This window comes from Desulfobotulus mexicanus, from assembly GCF_006175995.1.
Lineage (GTDB): Bacteria > Desulfobacterota > Desulfobacteria > Desulfobacterales > ASO4-4 > Desulfobotulus > Desulfobotulus mexicanus.
The window spans coordinates 83,566-109,034 of record NZ_VDMB01000013.1 but is presented as its reverse complement, the minus strand read 5'-3'; the positions used below and the strand labels follow the sequence as shown (position 1 = coordinate 109,034).

Annotated in this window: 24 protein-coding genes and 1 pseudogene; 4 read left to right on the top strand and 21 right to left on the bottom strand. The window is 51.3% G+C overall.

The features are described 5' to 3' along the window. Positions 1 to 236, top strand: a pseudogene (locus FIM25_RS17325) (IS701 family transposase); the annotation flags it as partial. Between the two features lie 94 nt (positions 237 to 330). On the opposite strand, the gene FIM25_RS11080 reads toward FIM25_RS17325, so the two are convergent. After that, complete coding sequence (locus tag FIM25_RS11080) at positions 331 to 660, bottom strand: EutP/PduV family microcompartment system protein (protein ID WP_139449257.1); 330 nt, start codon at positions 658 to 660, stop codon at positions 331 to 333. A gap of 114 nt (positions 661 to 774) precedes the next feature. Here FIM25_RS11080 and FIM25_RS11075 point away from each other — a divergent pair, with 114 nt between their 5' ends. The 3 genes from FIM25_RS11075 (at position 775) to FIM25_RS11065 (ending at position 7,717) form a co-directional block, all read left to right on the top strand. Next, complete coding sequence (locus FIM25_RS11075) at positions 775 to 3,213, top strand: tetratricopeptide repeat protein (protein WP_179953313.1); 2,439 nt, start codon at positions 775 to 777, stop codon at positions 3,211 to 3,213. Positions 3,214 to 3,216: 3 nt separating this feature from the next. Continuing rightward, positions 3,217 to 3,594, top strand: coding sequence for a hypothetical protein (locus FIM25_RS11070; RefSeq protein WP_139449252.1), 378 nt, complete (start codon positions 3,217 to 3,219; stop codon positions 3,592 to 3,594). Between the two features lie 85 nt (positions 3,595 to 3,679). Beyond that, a complete protein-coding gene (locus tag FIM25_RS11065) occupies positions 3,680 to 7,717 on the top strand; it encodes an ATP-binding protein (protein ID WP_179953312.1) in 4,038 nt (1,345 codons plus the stop codon). 40 nt (positions 7,718 to 7,757) lie between these two features. On the opposite strand, the gene FIM25_RS11060 is transcribed toward FIM25_RS11065, so the two are convergent. The 20 genes from FIM25_RS11060 to FIM25_RS17895 all read right to left on the bottom strand — a co-directional run bounded on the left by FIM25_RS11060 (position 7,758) and on the right by FIM25_RS17895 (position 25,069). Continuing rightward, positions 7,758 to 8,192, bottom strand: coding sequence for a EutP/PduV family microcompartment system protein (locus tag FIM25_RS11060; RefSeq protein WP_218961389.1), 435 nt, complete (start codon positions 8,190 to 8,192; stop codon positions 7,758 to 7,760). Positions 8,193 to 8,210: 18 nt separating this feature from the next. Further along, entirely contained in the window at positions 8,211 to 8,567 is a 357-nt protein-coding gene (locus FIM25_RS11055; RefSeq protein WP_281279323.1) for a BMC domain-containing protein, read from the bottom strand. Positions 8,568 to 8,814: 247 nt separating this feature from the next. Beyond that, positions 8,815 to 9,366 carry a BMC domain-containing protein gene (locus FIM25_RS11050; protein WP_139449246.1) on the bottom strand — a complete coding sequence of 184 codons (552 nt, stop codon included), beginning with the start codon at positions 9,364 to 9,366 and terminating at the stop codon, positions 8,815 to 8,817. A gap of 95 nt (positions 9,367 to 9,461) precedes the next feature. Further along, positions 9,462 to 10,787: a 4Fe-4S dicluster domain-containing protein gene (locus FIM25_RS11045; protein WP_139449244.1), complete on the bottom strand. Its 1,326-nt coding sequence runs from the start codon at positions 10,785 to 10,787 to the stop codon at positions 9,462 to 9,464. An 83-nt stretch (positions 10,788 to 10,870) separates the two neighbouring features. Further along, on the bottom strand, positions 10,871 to 11,980 hold the full coding sequence (locus tag FIM25_RS11040; protein WP_139449268.1) for a 1-propanol dehydrogenase PduQ: 1,110 nt from the start codon (positions 11,978 to 11,980) through the stop codon (positions 10,871 to 10,873). A gap of 148 nt (positions 11,981 to 12,128) precedes the next feature. Further along, positions 12,129 to 12,407 carry an ethanolamine utilization microcompartment protein EutM gene (gene eutM, locus FIM25_RS11035; protein ID WP_139449242.1) on the bottom strand — a complete coding sequence of 93 codons (279 nt, stop codon included), beginning with the start codon at positions 12,405 to 12,407 and terminating at the stop codon, positions 12,129 to 12,131. A 53-nt stretch (positions 12,408 to 12,460) separates the two neighbouring features. Continuing rightward, positions 12,461 to 12,868, bottom strand: a complete 408-nt coding sequence (locus tag FIM25_RS11030) for a hypothetical protein (RefSeq protein ID WP_139449239.1) — start codon at positions 12,866 to 12,868, stop codon at positions 12,461 to 12,463. Positions 12,869 to 12,872: 4 nt separating this feature from the next. After that, positions 12,873 to 13,421 (bottom strand): BMC domain-containing protein, encoded by a 549-nt coding sequence (locus tag FIM25_RS11025; RefSeq protein ID WP_139449237.1) that lies wholly within the window; start codon positions 13,419 to 13,421, stop codon positions 12,873 to 12,875. 9 nt (positions 13,422 to 13,430) lie between these two features. After that, a complete protein-coding gene (locus FIM25_RS11020) occupies positions 13,431 to 13,697 on the bottom strand; it encodes a EutN/CcmL family microcompartment protein (RefSeq protein ID WP_139449234.1) in 267 nt (88 codons plus the stop codon). Between the two features lie 15 nt (positions 13,698 to 13,712). Beyond that, positions 13,713 to 14,303, bottom strand: a complete 591-nt coding sequence (locus FIM25_RS11015; RefSeq protein ID WP_139449231.1) for a hypothetical protein — start codon at positions 14,301 to 14,303, stop codon at positions 13,713 to 13,715. A gap of 10 nt (positions 14,304 to 14,313) precedes the next feature. Continuing rightward, a complete protein-coding gene (gene eutJ / locus FIM25_RS11010; RefSeq protein ID WP_218961387.1) occupies positions 14,314 to 15,141 on the bottom strand; it encodes an ethanolamine utilization protein EutJ in 828 nt (275 codons plus the stop codon). Next, complete coding sequence (locus FIM25_RS11005; protein WP_139449266.1) at positions 15,138 to 15,833, bottom strand: phosphate propanoyltransferase; 696 nt, start codon at positions 15,831 to 15,833, stop codon at positions 15,138 to 15,140. Before FIM25_RS11005 ends, eutJ begins: the two co-directional genes overlap by 4 nt. Positions 15,834 to 15,846: 13 nt before the next feature. After that, on the bottom strand, positions 15,847 to 16,596 hold the full coding sequence (locus FIM25_RS11000; RefSeq protein ID WP_139449229.1) for a hypothetical protein: 750 nt from the start codon (positions 16,594 to 16,596) through the stop codon (positions 15,847 to 15,849). 6 nt (positions 16,597 to 16,602) lie between these two features. Next, on the bottom strand, positions 16,603 to 16,887 hold the full coding sequence (gene eutM / locus FIM25_RS10995; protein WP_139449226.1) for an ethanolamine utilization microcompartment protein EutM: 285 nt from the start codon (positions 16,885 to 16,887) through the stop codon (positions 16,603 to 16,605). Positions 16,888 to 17,015: 128 nt separating this feature from the next. Then, positions 17,016 to 18,464 (bottom strand): acetaldehyde dehydrogenase (acetylating), encoded by a 1,449-nt coding sequence (locus tag FIM25_RS10990; protein ID WP_139449223.1) that lies wholly within the window; start codon positions 18,462 to 18,464, stop codon positions 17,016 to 17,018. A gap of 4 nt (positions 18,465 to 18,468) precedes the next feature. Next, positions 18,469 to 19,104 carry a BMC domain-containing protein gene (locus FIM25_RS17900; protein ID WP_139449220.1) on the bottom strand — a complete coding sequence of 212 codons (636 nt, stop codon included), beginning with the start codon at positions 19,102 to 19,104 and terminating at the stop codon, positions 18,469 to 18,471. Positions 19,105 to 19,180: 76 nt separating this feature from the next. Next, on the bottom strand, positions 19,181 to 20,110 hold the full coding sequence (gene cutD, locus FIM25_RS10980) for a choline TMA-lyase-activating enzyme (RefSeq protein ID WP_218961386.1): 930 nt from the start codon (positions 20,108 to 20,110) through the stop codon (positions 19,181 to 19,183). A gap of 181 nt (positions 20,111 to 20,291) precedes the next feature. Next, complete coding sequence (gene cutC, locus FIM25_RS10975) at positions 20,292 to 22,832, bottom strand: choline trimethylamine-lyase (protein ID WP_139449216.1); 2,541 nt, start codon at positions 22,830 to 22,832, stop codon at positions 20,292 to 20,294. Between the two features lie 46 nt (positions 22,833 to 22,878). After that, positions 22,879 to 24,375: an aldehyde dehydrogenase family protein gene (locus FIM25_RS10970; protein ID WP_139449214.1), complete on the bottom strand. Its 1,497-nt coding sequence runs from the start codon at positions 24,373 to 24,375 to the stop codon at positions 22,879 to 22,881. A gap of 67 nt (positions 24,376 to 24,442) precedes the next feature. Beyond that, positions 24,443 to 25,069 carry a BMC-T shell protein gene (locus tag FIM25_RS17895; RefSeq protein WP_139449212.1) on the bottom strand — a complete coding sequence of 209 codons (627 nt, stop codon included), beginning with the start codon at positions 25,067 to 25,069 and terminating at the stop codon, positions 24,443 to 24,445. Between the last annotated feature and the right edge of the window lie 400 nt (positions 25,070 to 25,469).

Below are 25,469 nucleotides of genomic sequence, written 5' to 3'. Positions count from 1 at the left end.
AAATCGAAGAGTATCATCGTAACCTTAAACAGTTCTGTGGAGTGGAACGCTCTCATGTAAGAGCTGCCAAAGCTCAAAGAAATCATATCGGACTTGCAATAAGGACATTCTTGCGTTTTTCGGTCTTCAGTTTCAAGACAGGCCTCAGCTGTTTTGAACTCAAATACAGAATTATCAGGGATGCTGTCAGGAAATATATGGAGCACCCAGCTTGGACTTTTGAGGCAACTGCGTAACTCCTAAAAGTTTAAAAAACGGTTCTTCTGGGTTAAGTCCTGTAAGGCTGGCATGACAAAAAAAAGGTAAAATCCCGCTTTTTAAATGCTGTTTTCAAAAAATCAGAGATTTCAGTACCTCAAGTCCATCGCCTGTTTCCGTATTCCAGCACACAATTTCTTTGGCTCCGGCGTTCTGAAGGAAACGTTTTGCCCTTTCCACCTGATTTTCAGGGGCTTCGGCCCTTGAGATCACGCCCAGCACCCTTCGGGTGAAGAGGGTGGCAAACTGGGGCGGAAAGAGGCTGCTGATGCGGGTGGCATCCTGAACCATAAGAACCATGTCACAGTCTGCGGAGGTGGTGATGATGGCGGGATAGAAGCGCCGGTTTTCCAGAAACTCACCCGGCGTATTGATGAAGGGGCCGCAGAATTCAGGGGCCATGACTTCGTGTAGCCTTGCCCGCACCCTGCATCCATGCTATCCCCTTTCTATTCTGAATGCTTCCTGTCCATGTCAAAAAACAAGGTCATCGTCTCTTCAGCAAAGGATCTGCCCATGGATTCCAGCCAAAACGCTTCCGCAAACGGTTCCGGCAATGTCATCATCCAGATTTCCGGCGATGGAAATCATATTGATTACAAGCGTCCCTACCTGACCCTGATCCCGCCGAAGAGGCGTGCCCCACGGGCGGAAAAAGAAATTGACCTGCTCAATCCCTACAGCCGCAGCATTCCCCTGATAGGCCGTGATGCTAACTTAAAAAAACTGTGGGAATGGCTGCACACCTCACGCCCCATCTCCGTTTGCACTATTGCAGGCGGAGCAGGTTGTGGCAAAACCCGCATGGCCATTGAGCTGATAAGCCATCTTGATACAGAAGAACCCGGCAAATGGCAGGCAGGTTTTTTAACGGGCAAAGAGCTGAAAAGATTTGCAGACCTGCAGAATCTGGCGGACTGGGGCTGGCAAAAGCCTGTTTTAATCGTGGTGGATTATGCTGCTGGCCTGACTTCCTTCTTAAAGGTGTGGCTGGAAGAACTTTCACAAAATGAAGGATCTGAACCCGGCCCGCCCCTGCGCATCCTGCTACTGGAACGTGAAGCGGATAAGAATGGGGGCTGGTTTCAAAGTCTTTTTGAGGGCGGTTTCAGCGAAGCCCGTGTGCCAGAACTTTTCGATCCCCCTGAACCCATGCTGCTGGATACCATCGACACCCCAGAGCATCGGCGTGAGCTCCTGACCGCCATGTTGGAAAGGCTTTCCCGACTTCATGGGCAAAACCCGCCCCCCATTCCCCTTCCCGGTGAAAACTCACTTTTTGATCAGGAGCTTGCCAAACCCACCTGGAAAGACCCGCTCTATCTTATGATGGCCGCCCTTCTCTCCCTGCGCTCCGGCATTGTGGAAGTTCTGGAGCTTCCCCGTACAGAACTGGCCTTTGAGCTGGCGGATCGGGAAATGGGCCGGTTTTCAAAAAACAGCCCGCCTGGGGAAAAGGACTTGCTCCTCCATCTTGCCGCACTGGTCACCATGAACGGCGGACTCAGCCAGTCCCTGACGCTGGAACTGGCGAAACAGGAATGCGATACCCTGGGAAAAAACTGCACCAACGGGCCGGGCGTGCTGGTGGATCGACTCTCCATGTTGCTGCCTGCTCCGGATCATGGCATTGCCCCGGTGCTCCCGGATATTCTTGGAGAAGCCCTGGTACTGAGAATCTTTGGAAAATACGCCATGGACATACAGAAAAAAACCATGAAACGCATGGTGGATTCTCTGGATATGTACGCTGTGGTGCCCTTTGTAATCCGTACCCTTCAGGATTTCAGCCATACCGGAAATACCAGACCCATGGAGTGGCTGGAAGCACTGATTGAAACGGGAAAAACCCATACACCGGATCTCCTTTTTGTCCTGGAAGGGGCCTTACCCCAGCATACTCTGTCTCTCCGTGAAAAGGCCGTTGAAATCACGAAGCTGCTTCTTGAGCAAATGGAAAAAAGCAATGAGAAAAAACCAGAAATTGCCATCCTGGCCCAGCAGGCAGGCATAAAAAACAACCTCGCCGTCCGCCTCAGTGAGCTCGGCCGCAGGGAAGAGGCCCTTCAAAACGCGGAGAAAGCCACGGAGATTTACAGGCAGCTTGCCGAGGCAAGGCCGGAGGCCTTTCTCCCAAATTACGCTACCTCCCTGAATAACCTCGCAAATCACCTCAGTGAACTCGGCCGCAGGGAAGAGGCCCTTCACAACGCGGAAAAAGCCATGGAGATTTACAGGCAGCTCGCCGAGGCAAGGCCGGAGGCCTTTCTCCCGGAGTACGCTCGCTCCCTGAATAACCTCGCAAACCGTCTCAGTGAACTCGGCCGCAGGGAAGAGGCCCTTCACAATGCGGAAAAAGCCGTGGAGATCAGAAAGCAGCTCGCCGAGGCAAGGCCGGAGGCCTTTCTCCCGGAGTACGCAGGCTCCCTGAATAACCTTGCAAACCATCTCAGTGAACTCGGCCGCAGGGAAGAGGCCCTTTACAACGCGGAAAAAGCCGTGAAGATTGACAGGCAGCTCGCCGAGGCAAGGCCGGAGGCCTTTCTCCCGGAGTACGCAGGCTCCCTGAATAACCTTGCAAACCACCTCAGTGAACTCGGCCGCAGGGAAGAGGCCCTTTACAACGCGGAAAAAGCCGTGGAGATTTACAAGCAGCTCGCGGCGGCAAGGCCCGAGGCCTTTCTTCCGGATTTGGCAATGACCTGTGGGGTAAAAGGAAAGATTTTACTAGATTCAGGGAAGCACCAAGATGCTGCCTCAAGTTTTGCCGAAGGAATCCAAGCCCTTCTGCCGCTTTTCACCCAAAACCCCCACCCATTCAAACCGCTAATGGCGACTCTGCTTCAAGACTACCTCAAAGCCGCAGAACAGATCGGTCAGAAACCTGAAAACACACTTCTTGACCCTGTGATGGCAATCATGATCAAGACGCATATACCCAATTCAAAGGAGTAAACCATGGATGTCGTAAGCCTTTCCCAGAGTGCTATCGCCTATCTTACCCCCTACCTTCTTCATGCTGCTGGTAAAACTGTGGAACAGGGTCTGGATACGGGCAGAAAAAAACTGTTCCATTGGCTCAAGGATAAATTGTCTGAACCAGCCCCTAAAACTGCCTTAAATTTGGCAGAAAACTATCCCGAAGACGACGGAGTTAAAGAAATGCTGAGGATGCAGTTAGAGCTGAAAATGGCTGATCCAATCTTCATGAAAGAAATCATGGAACTGCTGCCAAAGGAAAAAATCATGACAAACATAAAGCAGACTCAGATCAATACGGGAAATAACATCACTAGCACCCAAGTGGTAGGATATGGAAATGTTGTAATAAAATAGACACTTCAAGGCTCCCCCAAAGCGGGCAAATACTTTGATCTGGGTTAGGTTTTCCGCAGGTTCTCAAAAAGTGAGGCACCGCACGATGCACCAGCAAAATATGTTCAATATTGGCAGCGACATTAAAACTACACAAATTATCACTCAAAATGTCATCCTCTTTACACCATCTTCAGATCAAATCATTCCTGCGGAAACCCTTAATCCTCTTATATTTTCTCCACAGACAGCTTCCGTTGTGACGGAACTTCAGGAGCAGTTTCTGGATTCCATTGGCTCCAACCTGATCCAGCCAGAAATTATCCGCAGCAAAATCTTCAGCCGGATAGAGGATGCCATCGAAAAGGGTCAGGATATCCTTGTGCATGGGCCTTCGGGATACGGAAAAAGTGCTGTCCTCCATAAGCTCACACAAGACCTCAGGGAAAAAGGCATTCCCTGCCTTCCCCTGCGTCTGGATCGGCGGATTCCCGACAAAAGCGCCAGACAGTACGGAATGGAAATGGATCTGCAAGGCTCCCCGGCTCTGGCCCTCTCCGCCATGGCTGGAGAGGATAAGGCCGTCCTGATTCTCGATCAGCTGGATGCCATCCGCTGGACGGCTGCCCATTCCAGCAGAGCCATGGATATCTGCAAGGAAATGCTGAGACAGGTTCGTGCCCTTCGTGAACAGGGTAAAGACAGGATTCTTGTCTTTGCCTGCCGTACCTTTGACCTTGAAAACGATCCGGAAATCCGAGCCTTTCTGGAGGGGCCTGAAAAAGAAAAATTTGTCAAAATTGCTGTTGAGGCGCTTGCGGAAGAGGAGATCAGGGGCATCATCGGGCCGGATTTTGAAAGCCTGAGCAAACAGCAGCGGCGTATCCTTGCTATCCCCCTCCATCTTTCCATGTGGTTAAAGATCAGGGAAGACGGAGGGCAGATGCCTTTCCAAACCGCCACGCAACTGATGCGCTGTTTTCTGGAAAACCTCCGCCGCACTCTGGAAGAAAAGGCTTCTGTTTCCGCCAAAGAGATGGATGCCTTCCTGAAACCGCTTCTGGATCATATGGAAACAAGGGGAGAAGTGTCCGCTCCTGTCGGCCGCCTGGAAAACAGCAGCACCATCCTTCTGGATAAACTCATCTCCTTTGGACTTCTTCAAAAGGATCGGCAGAGAATCAGCTTCTGTCACCAGCGTTATCTGGATTACCTTGTTGCGGAACGTCTGCTTCCCCGCATTTATGAAGGCAATGGAACGGTACTCACATGGCTAGGGATCAGAGAACAGCAATCCCTCTTCCGGCGTGAGCAGCTTCGCCAGGTACTAACCCTTTTGACAGAAGAATCGGCTCCGGATTTTTTCAGCGCCGCCCAGAATCTTCTGGAGTCTCCCCATGTACGTTTCCACATGAAGCATCTGGTGCTTGAAATCCTTGGGCAGCTTGATGCACCCTCAGAAGAAATCCGTCATTATTGCCTTGACCTGAGCAAGAAAGATAAATGGCAGGGCCATATGCTGGAAACCGTTTTTTCAGGTCATGCGCCATGGGTTCGCATTCTTCTCACATCCGGCAGCATCCAGCGCTGGCTTTCCCTCTCCCAGGAAGAGGAGGCCTTCAAGGCTCTCTCTCTGCTCCGATCCGTAACAGATACCCTGCCGGATCAGGTGGCGGAAACCCTGCGTCCTTTTCTCCACAAAGGAGAAGACTGGCCCCGCCGTATTCTGAATACCTTATGCTGGGATGAGGCCAATGATTCAGATGCCATGTTTGCACTGCGTCTGGATCTTATCCGCTGCGGTCACATGAAAAGCCCCGTATGCTGGGATTCTCTGGGTTCAAAGTCCCCCCTGAGGGCCGTCCGACTGGTTGAAACAATACTTTCCACATGGCACCTGGATACCCAGGGTCGCCTTATCCGCAAAGAAAATGACGATTTTAAAAACTGGTACAGACCTGACCTGCAAATCCTGAAAAAAACAATCGCGCAATGCCCTGAGCAGGGCTGGAAACTTCTTTTTCCTGAAATTGTCAGATTAACGGACATCCATCCCGATCCACACGATGAGACACGGCTTGGCATGTGGGAAAAGGAGGGTTTTTATTATAGACGGCCTCAGACGGATTTTGCCCGCGGGGCGCTGGAAATCCTTATTCAGGCAGGAAAAATCCTTCTTGATGAACAGACAGAATTTCTTCTTGAAGAGTTGTCTTCTCTGGAAAAAAGCACCTCTCCTGTGGTTCAGGAAATTCTGATGTCCCTTTATGCGAATCTTCCTTCCCACCATGCGGATGTTGGTATCCGCTGGCTGCTTTCCGACACTGAAAAATTCTGGCTGGATTCTTACGCAAAAAAATCGAAATGGGGGCCTGCTATCCGCCTGATCAAAAAACTCTCTCCCCACTGTTCCCAAGGTCTGTTCCATGAACTGGAAGAAACCCTTATCCATTACCATTCCCCACAAGAAAAATTTAACGCCGAGTATTTTCTCAAAGGATGGCAGCATGGCAATTTCGGTCACTACTGGGGCAGAACCCAGAAATTTCTGCTTCTTGCTCTGGATTCTTCAAGGATAAAAGCTTCCACCAGAGATCTCATAAGGGTTCTGAAACGAAAATTCAGAGAGGTTCCAGAGGCTACTTATTTCAGGTCAGGGGCTACTTCCGGAGGATTCATCGGTTCCAAACTCACGCCCAATCTGGAAAAAATCAGCGACTCTGCCTGGCTCCGCATTGTCTCTTCTAAAAAAGTTACGAAAAAAGACAATCTCAAATGGATTCAAAAAAACTCAGAGCATGTCCTCACGACATCCATAAACCAGTTTGCGGCCAGCCTATCCTCCATGGCAAGGCGATTTCCTGAAAGATTTGTAAAGCTTGCCCTTCGCTTCCCACCAGATACCCATCCCGCGTATTTTGCAGCCATTTTGGAGGGTTTTACCTATAAGCCTCCTGCGGAAAATAAGGCTGAATCTCAGCAAGACTCCTGGAGTCCTGCGCAGATAAAAAACATTGAGGCTTTTCTGGTTCAGCACCCTCCGGGAGAAGACGAGGCATATGCCCTGCTTTTCTGTCGTATGCTCAGGGAAAGGGCCGATGAACCCTGGCAGGAAAAAACCCTTAGCCATCTGATTCATTATGCCACCCAGCATCCAGATCCGAGAATGGAAAACGAAGGGTCTGATGGGACTAAAGTTCATCATCTTGATGGACGCAGTCTCAACTGTGTCCGTGGAGTGGCCGCAGATGCCATAGGCCGTATCTTGTCGAAGCATGGAGACTGCTTTGAAATCATGCGGCCCGCCATTGAAGCTCTTGTCCGAGACCCCCATCCCGCCGTCAGAATGGCGGCCATCAAAGCCATTGAACCGGTTATGAATATAGACAGGGATCTGGCAGCTCGCTGGTTTTCCATGGCCTGTGAGGGAGATCCACGCATAGCTGCCTCACCACATGGCCTGCCTCTTTTCAACGCTCTGATTCCAGGCCATACTGAAACCGTCGGTCATCTGATTCCTGAAATGGCTTTTTCTTCCTTCCAGGATGTGGCTTTTCAGGGGGCAAGGCAGGTTGCGGGACGCTGGCTGTTCTGGGACTTTTTTGAAGAAGAACTGTCCCAGTGCAGAAACGGCACGCTCGCACAGAGAAGAGGGGTAGCTCACGTGGCAGCTTCATTCATACATGACATAAAGCATTTTGAAAAATGTAAGGATCTTCTTCTCCAGTTTATGAACGATGGAGAAAAGGAAGTACGGAATGAGCTGAGAAATATCTTCAGGGAAGGTGGTCTTCTTGAGCGTTCTGAGGCGATACCCTTCATACGGGCCTACATCAGGTCTCAGGCCTTTGACGACAGTTTTAACCATTTCATTCGAGACTTGAAGGAGTTCAAGGGAGATCTTGTCCCCCTGGCAGATATTATTTTTGCAGTTTTTGAAGAAATCCCCAAAATTCTGAAAGAAAAGAGATCCCATCAGCCCTATCCATCTCAGGAAATGCCAGGTCTTCTGCTGCGGCTTTACGAGCAGTCACAGGAAAAGAGAAACCACAGCATTGCCCTGCGCTGTCTGGATATCTGGGATCTCTTTTTTGAGGAACGGATAGCCGGGGTGATAGGACTGACAAAAAATCTGGAACAGTGACCCATAAGATCCAGCGGATGTTTCAAAAAAAACTCCGGTTTCAAAACACCAAAGCCCGGATCACCTCAAGCCCCTCGCCCGTTTCCGTATTCCAGCACACAATTTCATTGGCTCCGGCGTTCTGAAGGAAACGTTTTGCCCTTTCCACCTGATTTTCAGGGGCTTCGGCCCTTGAGATCACGCCCAGCACCCTTCGGGTGAAGAGGGTCGCAAACTGCGGCGGAAAAAGGCTGCTGATGCGGGTGGCATCCTGAACCATGAGAACCATGTCACAGTCTGCGGAGGTGGTGATGATGGCGGGATAGAAGCGCCGGTTTTCCAGAAACTCACCCGGCGTATTGATGAAGGGGCCGCAGAATTCAAGGGCCATGGGCCTGCGGGTGGCGGGACGCTGCCCTGAGAGGGCTTCAATGAGGGCGGTCTTGCCCACACCGTTTTCACCGATGAGAAGCACCCTTTTCATGGTCTTCGGCATGGGCTTTCCTTCCTGTTTTCATGAGCGTGTCATGTCAACGGATGCGTAATGCAGTACTTCGTCAAAATAATGGAGAACGGCCCTTAAGGCAGCCTCCACACTGGCCACATCCCCCACGATCACAAGGGAGCCACCAAAGCGGTCCAGAAAGCCAATGTCCACGGAAGCTGCCTTGGTGGCAATGTCCGCTGCGATGATAACGCCCTCACTGGGGGTTATGGTTAGAATGCCAATGGCGTCCCCTGCATCATCATCAAGACCAAGCTTCAGATAAATGCTCTTATGGGGGCTTGCTATCACATGGGCCAGTGTTACCTGTTTTCCCGGAACATATTCCTGAATGACCCGCTGTTTAGGTTCATCGGCCATCACCATTCTTTTCCTCCTGTCAGCATTTTCAGCCCTCACCCCCCGGCCCCTCTCCCTGAGGGAGAAGGGAGAAATAATTTATTCCCACGGCTTCATCTCCCACTGAATGGTGGCTGAGGCTCTCGAAGCCAGATGGTTGGGGTGAAAGCTTCATAAAAAAGGTTTCTCAAAGGTAGAAAAGCAAGGGCTGTTCCTTATTATTTCTTCGTATTCTCATCCGGGGCTTCATGCCACCACTAAACCAGACAACCCTTTACAGAAGGTGGGCCTTAAGATCCGAACTGGGCGAAGGGATTACCACATGGCTGTAAACGGGTCCGGAATCTCCCACACCTTCCACACCAGCGGTGACGGAAGATCTCACAGATCCCACATCACCGGTCATGGTCACAAAGGATTTACCGGCAAGACCCGCTGCAAAACGGATTTCAAGGAGATCCACCTGCCCCGCCTTGGCTGCGGCATCGGCGGCCAGAATGCAGGAGGCCGTGGTAAAGGTTTCGATGACGCCCAGAGCGTCGATGGAGGCCCGCAGCCCGGTTCCGTTGAGGGCTGGAATCACAGCACTGTGGACATTGGGCAGAACAAACCAGTCGATGATCATCTCCCCGCCAATTTCAAGGCCAGTTTCCACGGAGCTTTTCACAGCCCCCGTATCCCCCGCAACCATAATAAGATAGCGACCGGGGCAGGTGGGACGTGCCAGCACAAGTTTCACCTCTGCGGCCTTAACCATTTCATCGGCGGTGTGCATGCCCAGGGCAATGCTGTTCAGTTCCACACAACCTATAGTTCTTAAATCCATTATATTCACCCTCTCTGATTAAATCCCTGAAGTATACACCTGTGTTCCTGATACTGCCCCTGAATCAGGCAGACCTCTGCACAAGGGCAGAAACATCAGGCGGCAATGGTTACCACACCTGCTGCAGTGCTTTTCACCACGCCATCTATACTGGCATGGATTCTGGCACCCAGAGCCTTTTCAGGAATCTCTCCGATGAGATCTCCCCGCTTCACCCTGTCCCCTTCGGCCACAAGACAAATGGCCGGGGCTCCGATATGCTGATGCAGAGGAATTTTAACAAGGGAAGGCACAAAGCCAGTCACCAGACCCGGATGGGTGTCATACTGCATGACATTCAGGCGCATCATGAGACGCTTGGTGGGTATATAGCGGCTTTCCCGGAAAGGATGGTTCACAGGTTCCCTCCCGGAGCCCTGCCAGCGGATACCTTCCTTCATCAGAACTTTTTTGATCTGGGCGTTCACTTCCCTCGGTGAAACCATCATGGGGCAGGCGAATTTTTCACAGATCCCGCACTCGGAGCAGAGAAGCGCCTCACGGGCCGCGTCACTGCCAAGCTCGCCGGAAGCCAGCACCCGCATCAGTTTATGGGGATTCAGGGAATGCCCCAGCAGATTGCGGGGACAAAGATCCGTACACTGGGAACACTGACAGCATATGCTGTTGGTGATTTTGCGCACCCTTTCAGGATCCATGATTTTTCTGGCCACCACCGTATGGTCCGGAGGCAGCACAATTAGTCCGCTGGTGGTCTTGGTCACGGGCTGATCCATGTCCGGCAGCACCCGGCCCATCATGGGACCGCCATCCACCACCCTGAAATCGGAAATAGTGGGACCGCCTGCAAAGGCAATCAGATCAGAAACAAGGCTGCCCACGGGAACCTTCACCACCATATGACGCTTCACCTCACCGGTAACGGTGACGTAACGATCCACAAGGGGCTGATCGTCCATGGCAAGGGCAACATTATAAAGGGATTCCACATTGCTGACCACAACACCCACCTGAAGGGGAATGCCGCCTTCGGGCACGGTCCTGCCCAGAACCTCCCGGACCAGTACCTGCTCATCCCCTGCCGGATAAAAATCCTTAAGCTCAAATGCAGCAAGGCGACCGGAACCATTTTCTGCCACAGCTTTTCTTACGGCAGCCATGGCCTTTTCATGTTTGCCCTTCAGGCAAATGATCCCCTTTTTGGCCCCGGTGCTGTCCAGTACAGTTTCAAGGCCCCGGATCATGGTGGCAAGCTCTTCTTCCATGAGGTAGGGATCACTCATGAGCAAAGGCTCACAGGAAGCACCATTGACCAGTACCGTGTCCACATCCGCATTCACCTTCACATGGGTGGGGAAACCGGCACCGCCAGCCCCCACAACCCCGGCATTTTTTATTTTTTCAACAATCTGTTCTCTCATTTCAGTCCCCACTGTCCGTTTAAATGGCCAGCCTCTCTTATCTGACAGGCAGTCCGGTTCCGGCAGAAAATACCGCCTGTCCCTTACCAGGCCTGTTCCAGCAGACCCCGGATATCTCCATGGGATGGCAGTCTCGGATTCCCCTTTGTGCAGGCATCTTCCATGGCATGGGAGGCCATGGTGTCCAGATTTTTCCGGAACAGATGTTCTTCTATATTCAAATCCCTGATTCTGTTGGGAATCCCCATGGATTCATTCATGCTGCGTACCGCCGATATGAGGCTGGTGGTACCCTCTTCCACCGTATGGGCAGCCAGTCCAAGCATTTCAGCAATTTCCCTGTACCGTACCCCCACATCAAAACTGTTGAACCGGATCACATAGGGGAGCAGCACCGCATTGGCTCTTCCATGGGGAACATGGAAAAGTCCGCCCAGACTGTGGGCCATGCTGTGGGTAATACCAAGGCCGCTGTTATTAAAGGCCATGCCCGCCATGCAGGAGGCAAGGAGCATCATCTCCCTTGCTTCCATGTCATCCCCGCACTGATAGGCCCGGAAAAGATAGCGGAACACATACTTGATGGCATATTCCGAATAAATGGTGGTGAATGCACTGGACTGACGTGAAGTATAGGCTTCAATGGCATGGGTCAGCACATCCATTCCCGTAACAGCGGTGACACCGGGCGGCACGGTGCGGGTAAAACGGGCATCGAGAATGGCCATATCCGGAATGAGAAGTTCATCATTCAGGGGAATTTTTACGCCATTGGCCGTGTCCGTGATCACAGAAATGGCCGTTACCTCAGAGCCTGTGCCACTGGTGGTGGGAATGGCCACCAGCATGGGCTTTTCCTTTTCCTGACCGGCTTTATGGGCAAAAAAGAGAATGGCCTTGGCCGCATCAATGGCCGAGCCTCCACCCAGAGCAATCACCAGATCCGACTGACTCTGAAGGAGATGAAGGGTTCCCCGGGTCACCGTCTCCAAAGAAGGATCAGGCTCCACCCCGTCAAAGACCTGATGGCTGATCCCTGCCCGATCCAGATGGCTTTTAATTCTGTCTGCAAAACCGGTCTTGACCATAAAAGGGTCTGTGACAATAAAAGCCCGTTTTGACGGCAGCTTCTCAAGGGTCTCGATGGCATCGGATCCATAGCAGATTTTAGTTCTTCCATTAAACTGTGTCACCCTTAAAACCTCCCGGTTCTCCGGCCTGTCTTCGGCTGCTTTTTGCACCATCCACCCGAATACATGGGTGTTCTTTTGCCCCCCTCTGGGCGAAAGGGGCAGGATAAGGAATCAAATTCCCTCCTGCATTCAACTTCCTGAAATTGCCCTAAACAGCAGGGCCCTTGGGAAGAATCCTTTCCACATCGCTGTGGGGGCGGGGAATCACATGCACGCTCACAAGCTCACCGACCCGGTCTGCAGCGGCAGCTCCTGCATCCGTTGCAGCTTTAACGGCACCCACATCCCCCCGCACCATAACAGTAACAAGACCACTGCCCACCTGTTCACGGCCAATCAGAACCACATTGGCCGCCTTTACCATGGCATCGGCTGCTTCAACGGCTCCCACAAGACCTTTGGTTTCCACCATTCCAAGTGCATTCATAATAATACCCTCCCTTGTTATGCTCTGTTTTCACATTCAGAGAACTGAATCATTCAGTCCTGAAGATTATCCCTGATGGTTTTTACAACCTTACTGCTGATGGCCATAAGCTGGGCAGGATCACTAATGCCATACTGGGTTTTCAGCATTCCGGCGATACCCAGAATAAGGCTCTCAAGACCCGCAGCACCGGATCTGAGGGCTGCTTCCATGCAGGCCGGGCAGGTGCATCCAGCAGGACATCCCCCTTTAGCCTTTGCACTGCACACCTCACAGGTGCATCCCGGAGGGCAGGCTGCAGCAGCTTCGGGCTTTGGACCATAAACGATGGTAATCCCGCGGCTTCTCAGCTCATCCTTTGCACCGGGTGTCAGTATGATGCTGCCATCAATATAGATTTTGCAGGAATCCTTACAGATGTGTTCTTCAAGATTTTTTATTCCTACCAGTGTTTTTCCCATTTTTTTACCTCATTACGCTGGTCAGCGCCTTAAGCACCGAGGCGTCCGGATTGGGGATGACAACGGCCTCGACAAGGTTTTTTTTCAGTGCGGACTTTGCAGCCTCTGTGGCTTCCTCCACGGAAGCCAGGTCTCCGCTCAGTACAAAATATGATTTTCCGTTAATACCCTGACCTGTTACCATGCGTACCAGACGAACGGCAGATCGTTTCACGGAAATATCCGCCGCAGCCACGCCGGAAGATACATTCCGACACTCAATGACAGCAAGGGCAGAACCTTTTTCTGCCATCTCGCCCCTTTTCAGTACAGCCAGAACCTGATCAGATACATTGGAAATGATAAAGCTCCCCGCCAGAGCCCGGCCTGAATCTTCGGCCAGTTTTACAGAACTTGCCACGGCATCGCGCTCACCTGCCACATAGATCATGTACCGGCCTGAACAGATGGTAGCTGCACGGATCAGCTCCACATCCGCAGCCTTCATCATTCCATCGGCCAGCTCAACGCCTGCGGCAATGCTTTTTACTTCCACGATACCCAGTGTATCCACCGAAACCTCCTAACGGACTTCCACTTCATCAATAATGCCCACAATGGTGGCATCCACGGGAGATTCCTGATTATGCAGGGCCTTTCTTGCAGAACTGCCCGTCACCACCAGCACCCGCTCACCAATGCCAGCCCCCACACAGTCCACGGCCACAAAACTCTCCTGAAGCCCCGGAACTCCCGCATCCATTCTCCGGACAACCATCAGCTTAAGCCCGTTTAAGGTATCCTCTTTGCGTGTGGCCCATACATTTCCTATCACTTCTGCTATTATCATCCGACCACCGCCCCGTTAGCGTTTCAGAATCTTAATACCCAGATCAATGGCAGACTGCCCGGCAAGGGGCGTGACCTTGGCATCCATGGGAATCAGGATTGTCCCTGCCCCCTGTTCCTTTGCCTGAATCACATCCTTTTCCGTAATAAGCCTTTTTTTAAAATTGACAGTATCCGGCTGTTTCCGGATAAACTCCCTTAGCCCGTAAGAGGCCAGTGTCTTTTCATAGGCTTCATAAAGATCATAGAGCGGCGCAGGAGCACTTTGCCCATAGACCCTGTACTCAAAATCCAGAACCTCTATCTCCTGTCCCTGCAGCAGCCGCCGAAGCACCTCGGCCTCCGTCCCGGAAGAAGCCCCGCCCGCTGCAAGATCCGCCATGGAGGCACAGGAAAGAAAGGGCAGAATACAGCGGACAGGTTCTCTGCCTTTATAATCTTCCCCTGAAAAAACAAGATCAGCATCCCCTTCAAGGATATTTTTCAGGTTTTCTATAAGGGAAGATTCCCTTGCTGCCAGTACCAGAACGCAGGGCTTTTCCGTCTTCTGCTGAAGCTGCCTGAGAACCTCCTCCGCAATGGTCCGTACCAGCTCATTGACATCCATGGAAATCTCCTTAAACGCCGCAGTTCATGGCAATGCCCATGGGCGTGACAAGAAAGGGGTTAGCCGGTTTGTACACGGGTATGCCCGTTTCCTTTTCCATCACCTTTTCCATATCTTTGAGACAGCAGGTTCCGCCCACAAGGTAGATGGCGGAAATATCCCTTCCTTCGATATGTCTTTTCACAATGGAAGCCATTTTCTGGATGACCGGACGCACCACGGAAAGAATTTCTCCCTGACGCTCCCTGTTTTTTTTCAGCTCCTCGGCCTCTTCAAAGGAAATCCTGTAATTGCCAGCCAGTACCAGAGAAAGATGGGTACCGCCCGTGGCCTCATCGGCCACATACACCACCTGTCCGTCCTCAATGACCGAAAGACCCGTGGTACCGCCGCCTATATCCACAATCACCCCATTACGGACACCAAGAACTGCATTGGCCGCCGTGGGCTCATCCAGCACAGTCACCACTTCCAGACCTGCACCCTCCACAACGTAGCCATGGGTTTTACAGTCCTTTTCTCCGGTTCCCGGAGGCACGGCAATGGCCGCCTTCTCAAGGGAACGGCCCAGCCTTTCTTCCAGCTGCCCCACAAGCCTGCGGACTATCTGAGTTGCTCCGATATAATCCACCACAAGGCCGTCTTTTATCACCTGAGCAAACTCCATGGCACAGGCAAGGGGTTCCCTGCTGCCATTGAGCACCACCACAACAATATAGGCCGTACCCAGATCCACTCCCACAAGGAGGGGCTCGTCCGCTGTAACGGGAACCGTTGTGGCAATGCAGTTCTCAAGGTCGCTGATTTTCTGATCTATGGCCGTAAAGTCCACGATCACTCCCCTTTTCCTCTGACAATTTTTGCAATGACACCCTTAGTCCAGCCACAGCCATTACCCTCATCCAGATCAATGTGCATGGCAAGGCTGAAGTTTTCATTCACACGGACAAGAACATCCTCAAAAACAACAGGACGCTGGCTGTTCAGGCGCACACATACCCTGTCCCTATCTGAAACACCGAAACGTGCGGCATCCGCCGGAGCCATATGGATATGACGGCCTGCCACAATAAGCCCTTCTTCCAGACCCACAACCCCGTTCTGGGATGCCAGAATAATGCCGGGCGTTCCGGCCACATCACCGGACTGACGCACGGGGGTTTCAACCCCAAGGCTGCGGGCATCAGTGATGGAAACTTCCACCTGCGAGCTGTCCCTCGAAGGTCCGAGAACCGCCACATTATCAATCACGCCCCTGGGACCGATGAGACGCACCCGCTCCTTACAGAGAAACTGCCCCGGCTGGGAAAGATCCCTGACCCTGGTAAGGGGAGCACCAAACAGTGTGATGGCATCCTTTTCGCTCAAATGGGCATGGCGGGCCGAAAGCTCCACAGGAATGCCGTCTCCTGTATCCGGGGAGTCAGATGCAGCAGATGCTGCAGGCATCGCCGATGCCTGACCGCCCAGCTCTTCCAGCACTTTTCGGATGATTTCTTCCAGGATTGTGTTCATGGCCTTCTCGTTCATGCCCCACTCCATATTATCTGTATTTTCCGGATTTTTCCTTGAGCATCATAATATACACAGCACTGCTCATTCGGTTCAGTGCCTGAATAATCTCCGGTTTTTCAATCTCATATTCATTTCGGAAGGCCTTTACCGCCAGCACTTCCACTTCACGTATGCTGCTCCTCAGCTCATTGAGGGTCAGCAGTACCCAGCCCATATCAAAACTGACAAGAAGATGTTTTGTGCCAAAATACTTTTCAGGATTATGGGACTGCTCCCTCAGTTCCCCTTCCCTCAGCCCCATCAGGGACCGTTCGCAAAGCACCTCATCCAGCACTTCCGCCCGCATGATGGCCCTTGCCAGATCCAGCACTTCCCCCAGATCCTGCACCAGTTTTTTTAACCCCTTTTCATGAATCCGGCTCTGGGCCAGAAGAATCATGGACTGGATACTGTCCAGCCTTCCCCGGAAAAAAATTCTCGGGTGATCTTTGGGCACCAGACGGTTGCCATAAAGCCGGGTCATATGTTCAGGCTTGGTGTCAAACATGCCGCCACCTCCTGCCAGCACATATTTCGGAGCCGGTGCAGATGCAGGTAATTCAGGGGGTTCCGGGATTTCTCCGGCCACATAAGCCCCATCCCTGACGATCTTGACTCCTTTTTCGGAAAGGAGCTGGGCAGCGGAGGGGGTCAGAATCTGACCCGCCTCCACCTTGAAAGTCTCTGGGATCTCTTTTCTGAAACTTTCTCTCAGAAAGGATTCCGTAATGACTTTCATGATTTTTTACCCCTCAATTTTAGGAAGAATCATTTCAACTTCACTGTGGGGACGGGGAATCACGTGTACACTTACCAATTCACCCACACGGTCGGCTGCGGCAGCACCGGCATCCGTTGCAGCCTTTACCGCACCCACATCACCACGAACCATGACCGTTACAAGGCCGCCACCCACCTGGGTACGTCCGATAAGGGTTACGTTTGCAGCCTTTACCATGGCATCAGCGGCTTCTACTGCACCAACAAGGCCCTTGGTCTCAATCATTCCCAATGCATTCTGTGAGGACATGTCTTTCTCCTTTTTATTTTTTCTTTTTTTTAAAATGTTTCTTTAAGTGATTACAATTTGAGTTTTAAATCATCCGGCTCCCCCACAGATTCCTCTGCCGGGAAGGCTTTTCCCTTCGCGGGAAGTTTTCAGGCCATTTTCTTCAGCTGCTCTATAATCAGTGCCGTTACGGCATTGATATCAATGGAAGATGTGACAGGAGCCACCTGTGAAGATGCTGCCGGGCAGCAGTTCATATTCCCAAGATCATAGGCCACCCTACGGATATTCATCAGGTTCAGCGGGGTCACATTATCGGAAGTGGCACTGCCGCCCACGGTGCCGCAACCCAGAGTAAATGATGGAAAGAGGCTGGTGGAAATTCCCACGGCACCCTGGGTGGAAGGCGTGTTCACCAGCATACGGGAAACGGGTTTTTTTATACCAAACTCCCGGATCACGTCTTCGTTCTGGGAGTGAATGGCCAGGGAATGGCCGATACCACCGTTTTTGAGAAGGGCGTGGCAGACTTCGCAGGCTTCTTTCCAGTCATTCACCACATAGAAACCCAGAAGGGCCGTAAGCTTTTCTTTTGAGAAGGGATGTTTAGGCCCAATACCCTTCTCGTCAGAAACCAGAAGACGCGTACCATATGGCACCTCAATGCCTGCAATACCTGCAATATAACCCGCATCCCTGCCCACGATATCCGGGTTCATGCTGCCATCGGCCCGCTCCATGACCCTTTTTACCTTTTCCAGTTTTTCTCCTTCAAGGAAATAGGCTCCCTGGGCAATGAGTGCAGCCTTCACCTGATCCGCTATCACAGCCTCGGTGACAATGGCCTGTTCCGAAGCACAGACAGTACCGTTATCAAAGGTTTTGCTGGTAAATATTTTTGCTACGGCCTCTTCAACATTGGCGCTTCTTTCGATAAAGGCAGGCACGTTACCGGCACCAACACCAAGGGCGGGGGTTCCGGAGCTGTAGGCAGCCTTCACCATACCGGGACCACCAGTGGCCAGAATCAGATCCACAATCTTCATCAGCTCGGCACTGCCCTCCATGGAAGGAACATTCATGACACTGACAAGATCTTCGGACACATCGCAGCCCTTCAGTACATTCCGGATAATCTCCACGGTTTTGCCGATGCACTTTTTCGCACTGGGATGGGGCGTAAAGACAATGGCATTCCCGGACTTAAGGGCAATAATGGATTTATAAATTGTGGTGGATGTAGGGTTGGTGGAAGGAACAATCCCCGCAATCACGCCCATGGGGGTGGCAATCTCAACAATCTTTCTGATCTTATCATCATTAAGAACACCAACGGTCTTCATGTCTTTGATGGCATCAAAAAGCCTTTCACTGGCAAGAAGATTCTTGGCCTTTTTATCCTGAACCCGGCCAAAGCCCGTCTCTTCCACAGCCAGTGCAGCCAGTGATTCCGCATGGCTTGCTGCTGCTTCGGCAATGGCTTTTACTATGGCGTCCACCCGCTCCTGCCCCAGCAGCGCATAATGTTCCTGCGCCTTTCTGGCACAGCGCACAAGGGCACGGGCTTCCTGTATGGATAACAAATCTCTATCAACCATGGTTTTACTCCTTTTCCTGGCCGTAAGCATTGAGGATTACTTCTATCAGCTCTTTTTTACGGGCAGACTCCATTTCCTCCGGGGTCATGGAACATCCCTTCAAACCGGCAGCAATCTGCCGCAGTCTGCTCAAATTCATTTTTTTCAACTGTGAAAGATCATGGCGCACAGCCCCCTGATTTACAGAACTTGCAACAAAAGAAGCGGTTTCAGCTTCGGGTTCCTCGGAAACAGGCCCTGCTTCCTCCCCCACTTCCGGCGTATCCGCAGACTCAGTGGTTTCAGCCCCTTCAAACGGAACCCTTACAGGTTCTTCTGCCGGAGCATACGGCCCTTTGTCCTCAAACTCTTCTCCGGACAGAAGGGGCTTTGTAAGGATAATACGTTCAAGCTCAGCATCCGGACGGGCAATCACATGCTCAGAAACAAGGATGGCACCTTTAATGCGGCCAACCGCTGCCACCGCCGCATCAACGGATGCCTTTACAGCAGCCACCTCTCCGGCCACGCTGATGGTCACAAGCCCTCCTCCGGCAAGGCTTTTTTCCAGAAGCTCTACATCCGCAGCCTTAAGCATGGCGTCGGCAGCCTCAATGGCTCCTGTCAGTCCCTTTGTCTCTATGAATCCAAGTGCTGTCATATCCTAATCCTTTTTGTACCGGGGATCTGCTGCCATGCCCCTCAGGCTGCCTTAAGATCACAAATGTTTTTTTCCTTCAGTGCCGGATCACTGAAACCGGAAAGTCCTTTTCCTTTATCCATTTTTCAATGAGGTCCAGATCATCATCCGAAAGATCCGGCTTACCTTCCATGGGATAATCCCTGCCAAGCTGGCTGTATTTATTCACACCCAGCTTATGATAGGGCAGAAGATCAATACCCTTGAAATTCTTGTAATCACGAAAGGGTGCAAGAAAGGTCAGCAGTGCATCAATTTCCGCCTCACTGTCATTGAAATTTTTCAAAAGAGGCACCCGGATCATGACATTGTGCCTGTTTTCAAGGAGCATGATCAGATTGCTGAGAATGGTCTCATTGCGCACTCCGGTCAGCTCATAGTGCCTGACAGAATCCATATGCTTAAGGTCAAAGAGAAAGAGATCCGTAAATTCAGCCACTTTCATCAGATTCTCAGACTTTGCGTATCCGCAGGTTTCAATGGCCGTATGTATTCCCCTCTGCCTGCAGACCATAAGGAGGTTGGCTGCCGCTTCAGGCTGCATCAATACCTCGCCACCGCCGAGGGTGACACCTCCGCCGGATACTTCATAAAAAGGCCGGTCCTCTTCAATGATATCCATCAGCTCAGAGATGGTTTTCTGCTCTCCCACCACGGAAAGGGCCGATACAGTACAGGCTTCTTCACACCGGCCACAGCCGATGCATGCAATATCCCGTGACAGTTCATGACGTTTCAGGGCTGACATGCTGTGAATACCTACGGGGCATACGGGAACACAGGCACCACAGTGAACACAGACATCCTTTTTATAAAGGAGCTGGTATCCCCGGCTCTGGCTTTCTGGATTGGAACACCATTTACAGCGCAGGGGACAGCCCTTGAAAAAAATGATCGTTCTCACACCCGGACCATCATACATATTGTATTTCTGTATGTTGAAAATCAGTGCTTTTCTTTCAATCATGGCCCCACCTGCGCTGTTCATGGTTCCCGTTACCCTCAGAATATTTTTCAGAAAACCGGAAGTCAGTATGCCTTCAGAAAGCCATTACTGCCTGGCTTACACATCTTTCTCCCCCCCACCCCTGGCCCTCTGGCTTCGACAAGCTCAGCCACCGCCCAGAGGGAGAGGGGAGAAAACAGGGTCAGATCTCCTTCAGCATGGTTCTGCTGATGATCTCATCCTGCACGTCCTTGCAAAGCTCCACAAAGAAGGCGCTGTATCCCGCCACCCGGACCACAAGCCCCCTGTATTTTTCCGGATGCTTCTGGGCTTCCCGAAGTACGTCATTGTCCAGATAGTTAAACTGCATCTCACCGTTACCCAGCATACATGCCGTACGCAGCAGGGTAATGATGCCGTTTTCGCCCTCGGGTGTTTCCAGAAGACCGGACATCAGTTTGAAGTTATGCACCATACCGATGTTCATATGGTCATTGGCCATCTTGGAAACGGACTTGATGATGGCGGTAGGTCCTTTGAAATCCGAACCCTGGGAGGGGCTGATACCATCGGAAAGGGGCTGCCATGCCCTGCGACCATTGGCAGAGGCTCCGAGAAGCTGTCCAAAGGGTGTGTTGTTGGAAATGGACAGGGTGCCATGGCTCAGAACGGAATAAAGGGTCTTGAATTTGCGGTGCTCGGTTTCCGTAAAATGCACAAGATCCGACACAATGAGATCAGCATAATCATCATCATTGCCAAACTTGGGCGCTGCAAGGCAATCCGCCAGAATCTGGTCATAGCCCACAAAATCTGCCTTCAAAGCTTCATTCATCTGTGCCAGAGTGTATTTTTTATCGTCATAAACCAGCTTTTTAATGGCCGCCATGGAATCCCCATAGGTGGCAAGGCCACTCCAGACCACACCGGGCCCGAAATTGTACATGGCACCGCCTGCGGAAACATCCTTTCCGGATTCCATGCAGCCTTCGTACATGATGGACATGAGTGGTTTGGGCGCATGATCCCGGTGTACCCTCTGGGAAATCACCGTGGCAACACTGGACCACTTGGTAATGTATTTAATCTGCTCCTTGACCGCCGCCTCAAATTTTTCATAGGTATCAAAGCTTGCAAGATCCCCCATATCCGGGCAGACCTGCTTGCCGTAGGACAGGGGTACACCCCGGTTCAGCACCAGCTCAATGCAGATGGGCCACTGGGTGTAGGCAGTGGAAGTCCACTGATAAAGGCGACCGGCCTTCTGGGGTTCAACACAGCCCATGAGGCAGTAATCCCTTGAATCTTCAAAGGAAACACCCTTGGAGAGCATCATCTTGATGTGGGCATCATCAAAGTGGACAGCGGGGAATCCCATACCGGAACGGATGACATCCACAATCTTTTTCAGATACTTCTGGGGAGATTTGTTGTGTACACGGGTGGACAGGGAAGGCTGGTACACCCGGACATGGCGTACCGCATCCATAAGCAGGTAGGTCAGGTCATTGGTGGCATCACGGCCATCACGGGTCACACCGCCAACGCACATATTGACAAAAGGCTGATAACCCGCAAAAAACTTGGATGCTGCTTCACTGGTAATCCACATCATCTCAGACATCTTCACCAGCATACAACCCGCCAGATCAAAGGCCTCGTATTCTGTCATCCGACCGGAATCAATGTCCGCACGGAAAAAAGGATACATGTACTGATCCACACGACCGATGGACATGCCTGTCTGATTTTCCTCCACCACCAGAAGGGATTCTATGGTCCAGACCGCCTGAATGGCTTCCCAGAAGGTAGTGGGAGCATGGGCAGGAACACGGGCGTTCACCTCGGATATTTTAAGAAGCTCTGCTTTACGTTTCGGATCATTTTCCCTTGCCGCCAGTTCTGCTGCGTAGCGGGACAGTCTTCTGGCATAGATCATTACCCCTTCGGTGGTATCGATGACGGATTTATAAAAATAAATTTTATCGATATCATCGGGGTTTTCGTAATCCAGCTTTTCAAGGTAGGCTTTGGCTTCATTCTGGATATCCAGCATACCTTTTTTCATCAGAATAACATCATAGCCGGGGTTAGAGTCCCCACCCCCGTTTACTGCGTGATAGGAGCAGTCGGAAACATAGGATTCTGCGGAAAGCTCCCAGAGACCCGCTTCCCGGTACTGACCTTCGCAATACTCATCCACGGACTGGCTTTTCCAGAAAGGAAACAGCTCCTCCCGCATAACTTTTTTGTCTTCTTCGGAGATATAAAAAGGATCTTGAGAACGGGTGCCGATGGTATCAATTTCTTCTTCCACCCAGCGCCAGGCAATATCCGGAGAAAAAGATCCAGCACGGGGTGCACCATTGGGGGAGCCCACAATCAGCTCATGGTCCTGAATCACAAGGGGGGCTGTTTCGCAGCAATACTTGAAAGACTTACCCCTGAGCAGAATCTTGGGTATTCCGGGATTTTCTTTAGCAATTTTGGTAATGGCCCTGGCGCGGTGAATGGTAATGCTGGGAACCTGCTTTAAAAAATGATCCTTCAGCTTCACATGGCGCTCTGTGGGGCCGTCAGGGATGCCTGTTAAGGAATATGCGGCGGGGGCCACTGTGCTGGGTGCTCCCTTGACAATCTCTGCGGAGACGCCCTCAAAAAGTTTTCTCAATGAGGCACGTTCTTCCGGACTCAGGCCTTTTGTCGCTTCAGCGAGTTTATTTGAAAATTCTTGTAAATCCACAGCTGTTACCTCCCTTTTTACGGATAAACTTTCACTCGGATATCTTTTAAGGACGGTCCATCACCCGAATGGCCTCTTTCAAGATACGGTGCAGTGTCTGCAAGCTTTTTGAACTGTCTTCTTTCTTCCGGGGTATCTCCCCTTTAGAAGAATATTTCACTTTTGATCTGTAGTTTTCGATATCATCCATCCTTCTCACCCCATACCCCACCTTGCGGATATAAATCAGGTTCATAGGAGAAACGTTATCCGAGGTAATGCCCTCTCCGGCGGATCCGCTGCCAAGGGTCATGGAAGGAAAAAGATTGGTGGTAAAACCCATGCCACCAAAGCTTGCCGGAGTGTTGACAAGAATTCTGCCTACGGGTTTTTTTAAGGCGAACTGGCAGATGACATTTTCATCCTTTGAATGGATCACAAGGGTGTGGCCGGTACCTTCTTCAATGAGCAGTTCAATGCACTTTTCACAGGCGTGCATCCAGTCATCTTCCACATAGTAAGCCAGCACAGGACAAAGCAGCTCCCCTGCATAGGGATCTGTCTCGGAAACATGAGTGCGCTCGGCCACGAGCACCCTCACATGCTCAGGAACAGAAAAGCCTGCCCTAAGGGCAAGGGTCTGAGCATCAAGTCCTATCATTCTCTGGTTGGGCTTCCCGTTGGAGCAGAAAAACATGGAAGTAAACTGGCGGGACTGCTCTTCAGACATGAACCATGCGCCATTGTTTATAAGTGCCTGCCGAACCTCACTGTCTATGCAGCCATCCACCACTATGGACTGTTCAGCCGAAGAAACGATGCCGTTATCAAAGGTTTTACTGGCTATAATATCCCTGACCGCCTGCTGTATATCCGCCGTGCGTTCTATAAAAGCCGGTCCGTTCCCCATTCCACCATAAATAACGGGCTTTCTGGCGGCATAGGCTGCGGAAAGAAGGCTGGATACACCGGTATTAAGAATGAGAGATGTGGCCCTGTGACCCATCAGCTCAAGGGTTCCACTCAGGGTTACAGTGTCCAGCCAGGAGATACATCCTTCCGGAAGCCCTGCGGATGCGGCGGCATCCATCATTATATCAAGAACCCTGCCCATGGTCCCTATGGCCCTGGGATGGGGGGAAAAAATAATGGCATTGCCTGATTTGATGGCTATGAGAGTTTTATAGATGGTGGTTGAAACCGGACTGGTGGCAGGACAGATGGCAATAATTACGCCTACGGGAACACCTATTTCTGCCAGACCACTTGCCCTGTCATGGCCGATGATACCCACACAGCGCATTCCCCGCATACGCATGGGGAGGTCTTCACAGACAAAGCTGTTTTTTATGCACTTGTCCTCCCACCTTCCGTATTCCGTCTCTTCACAAGACATGACCGCAAGGTTCTGAACATGGGGCACAACGGCCCTGGCCACGCATTCCACAATCTCATCCAGTTTTTCCTGCGGAAAAGTGGCTAGCCTTTTCTGCCCTTCCAGGGCATTTTCCGCAAGAATCCTGGCTTTTTGAATGGAGAGCAGATCATTATCTATTATGGTCATTTATGCATCTCCCCTCTTTTTCCTTTATTACTCTTTCCTGCCGCACAGCACTGCCTGCCATCTGCAACTAATAGGGCAGCAGTTTTTCAATGGCATAGCGGGATATAATCTTTGAAAGATCCGGGTGGGGGGTTGGAATCACCACAGAGCTGTACACCTGTGTTCCCATATCAGCCACGGCCTTTACTCCGGCTTCCACGGCAGACTTGCATGCAGCCACATCGCCCTGCACCAGAACGGAAATATAGCCGGAAGCAACGTTTTCATAGCCTATCAGTTCCACATCTGCGGCTTTAACCATGGCATCGGCTGCTTCCAGCACAAAAACGATGCCAAAGGTTTCAATGAGGCCCAGTGCCCTGTGTCTGGATGCAGGAACCTTTTCTTCCCCATCCATGCCCGCATCAATGTCATGGACGGATACAATATCACCGACAGCCCGGATTGGCCGGGGCATGACATTGCTGGCCGTCAGCTTCCCGATTTCCGATGCAGCTGCGGCACCCGCATCCACCGAGGCCCTCACTGCCGCCACATCACCCTTGACCATGACGGCCACAAGGGTGGAACCTACGTTTTCATAGGATATCAGCTCAACATTGGCGGCCTTCAGCATCCTGTCCGCACCATTGATTGCCGGAACCATTCCCAGTGTTTCTATAAGCCCCAAGGCTTCTTCACCGTAATACCGCATGAGAATTTTTTCCTTTCCCCGCTGCCGCACCCGTTAATTATTAAAAAACTATTCTTAACCACACCCTAACCCTTTCCCTATAGGGGAAAGTCAAGCTTTTTTTAAACAAAGTTCAGCTTAAAATTTCAAAGCCTGAAATACGACCGACAGAAAACAAAACATTGTTTTCGGAAGTGCTGTAAGGAGGTCCTATTAAAGCACTGTTTTTATATGTTGATATATTACCCGAAAAGCAGAAAAATGCAATTTTGATTTAAATAAACAAGCATTTATAATGAAGAAACAGGGACTGGAGAGAATTCAGGCAAAAAGAAGTAAAGACGATTCTGCGATGGTGAATCTGCAGTTATGAAGGTGATAGGTTCCGCCCCTTTAAACGGGGCGAAACCATTTTACAACC